At 73.4% G+C, this 1,852-nt stretch carries 4 protein-coding genes; 2 read left to right on the top strand and 2 right to left on the bottom strand.

All coding sequences use genetic code 11. From position 1 onward, the window contains the following. The first annotated feature begins 67 nt into the window (after nt 1-67). Together ACYVE9_RS25165 and ACYVE9_RS25160 are read left to right on the top strand one after the other, a co-directional pair. The gene (locus ACYVE9_RS25165) at nt 68-436 is read left to right on the top strand and encodes a hypothetical protein (RefSeq protein WP_461030193.1); all 369 of its coding nucleotides are present in this window, start codon (nt 68-70) and stop codon (nt 434-436) included. Then, nucleotides 429-842, top strand: coding sequence for a hypothetical protein (locus ACYVE9_RS25160; protein ID WP_461030192.1), 414 nt, complete (start codon nt 429-431; stop codon nt 840-842). The genes ACYVE9_RS25165 and ACYVE9_RS25160 overlap by 8 nt, the downstream gene beginning before the upstream one ends. Nucleotides 843-936: 94 nt before the next feature. Here ACYVE9_RS25160 and ACYVE9_RS25155 read toward each other — a convergent pair whose 3' ends face one another. Beyond that, on the bottom strand, nt 937-1,440 hold the full coding sequence (locus ACYVE9_RS25155; protein WP_461030191.1) for a GNAT family N-acetyltransferase: 504 nt from the start codon (nt 1,438-1,440) through the stop codon (nt 937-939). 98 nt (nt 1,441-1,538) lie between these two features. Then, a partial coding sequence (locus ACYVE9_RS25150) for an RNA polymerase sigma factor (protein ID WP_461030190.1) occupies nt 1,539-1,852 on the bottom strand: 314 nt, incomplete at its 5' end.

Raw genomic sequence — 1,852 nt, 5'->3', positions numbered from 1 at the left:
GGGACCGGGTCGCGGGGGCGGCGGGGGGCCGCCGGGCCGGTCGGCGGGCCGCAGTAAAGTCACTGGCATGTTCACCCCGCTGACGGTCGCGGTCGCCGTGGCCGCTCTCGTGCTGGCCGCCTGGTGCGGCCATGCGGCCTACCGGGACCAGCCGACCAAGGACTGGCACTTCGCCGGCATGCTGGCCGTCACCGTGCTGGCGCTCGTTCAGCTGCTGATCGGTGTCGTGCGCGTCGCCCGTGGCGCGGAGCCGGCCGACGGGTCGGTGATCTTCTTCTCGTACCTGGCGGGCGCCGCGGCGGCGGTTCCGGCGGTCGCCTTCCTGTCGCTGGCCGAGCGCACCCGCTGGGGGTCGGCCACGGTCGCCGCCGGCGCCGTCGTGCTGGCCGTGTTGCAGGTGCGGCTGCACGACATCTGGGGAGGCGGCGGTGCGTGAGCCCCGCGCGGCCGTCGGGACGGGCATCGGCACCGGGCCGGGGCGGCTGCTGGTGCTGCTGTACGCGGTGTTCACGGTGGGAGCCGCGTCCCGTTCGGCGTTCCAGCTGTCCACCCGCTTCCACGAGGCGCCGCTGCCGTACCTGCTGTCCGCCGTCGCCGCACTGGTGTATGGCTTCATCACCGTCGCCCTGGTGCGTGGCGGAGAGGGCGCGCGACGGGCGGCGCTGGCCTGCTGCGTCGCGGAACTGACCGGGGTGCTGGCGGTCGGCACCTGGACGGTGCTGGATCCGTCGGCGTTCCCGGACTCCACCGTCTGGTCGGACTACGGGCGCGGCTACCTGTTCCTGCCGCTGGTGCTGCCCGTCGTCGGGCTGTTCTGGCTGCGCCGGCCACGGACCGCCTGACGCGGCACGGCCCCGCCCGGCTCGCCGTTCTGTCCCCGTTTCCCGGCGGGCCCCGGGCCGCCCTTAGCGGGCGGCCGGGGCCGGACGGGAACCGTCAGGCGCTGGCCACGTAGGCGTGCGCCACCGCTTCCTTCTCCAGGGTGATCACGCTGAGCCTCGGCGACACCCGCTCGGTGGCCGCCGGCACGTAGCCGCAGCGCCGGTACAGGCGCAGGTTGCCGTCGCTGCGGTGGCCGGTGAACAGGCGGAAGCGGGTCGCGCCCCGCTCCCGCGAGAGCAGCGACTCCAGCGAGGCCAGCAGCCGGCCGCCCAGGCCGTGCCGCTGCATCCGGGGGTGGACGATGAGCTTGCCGATGTGCCCGGTGCCGTCGGGGCCGACCACACCGCGCACCGAGCCGACGACCTCGTGGCCCAGCCGGGCCACCAGCACGTGCCCGTCGGCCAGTTCCAGGCGCAGGCCTTCCAGCGTCTGGGTGAGCGGCTCGATCCGGTAGTCGCCGTAGAGCTCCGCCTCGGACTGGTAGCACAGGTACTGAAGCTTCAGGATCTGCTCGGCGTCGTGCTCGGTCGCCGCAGAGATGGTCACACTCATGCCCATGTGCGCACGCCTCTCCCTATTTCTGTTGCGCCCGTCCGCGCCGGGTGACTACGAGGGTCGCGCGGGAGCGGGCTGTCCGCCCTGATGACGCCGGTTGTCTATCGCACCTTTCCCCCGGGTTCGACGATTCCAACCTCCGGCACGAGCATTCTGCGCAGACATCCCAGGCAACGGGAACGCAGCGGCCCCAGACTTCCCTGTGAGATTCCCAACTCGCCTGCGATTTCGCGGTAAGTGAGGTCTCTGGGCGACACCATCGCAGCCAGCAGCCGCGGACAGCGTCCCGGCAGTCGGGGGATGGCGGCCCGCACGGCGCGCCGCCGCTCGGCCAGCAGGTACCGGTGCTCGGCGCTGGGGCCCGGCTCACCGGCGAGTTCAGCGGCCGCCGGGTCGTGGGCCACCTCCCGGCGGG

The sequence above is a fragment of the Streptomyces sparsus genome (genome assembly GCF_054776295.1).
The sequence above is the reverse complement of the archived record's forward strand: the minus strand, read 5'-3'. Positions and strand labels throughout refer to the sequence as shown.

Bases quoted from the DNA above. Each gene is read 5' to 3' on its own strand.
- ACYVE9_RS25165 (WP_461030193.1), top strand. From the start codon at position 68: ATGTTCACCCCGCTGACGGTCGCGGTCGCCGTGGCCGCTCTCGTGCTG.
- ACYVE9_RS25155 (WP_461030191.1), bottom strand. From the start codon at position 1,440: ATGGGCATGAGTGTGACCATCTCTGCGGCGACCGAGCACGACGCCGAG.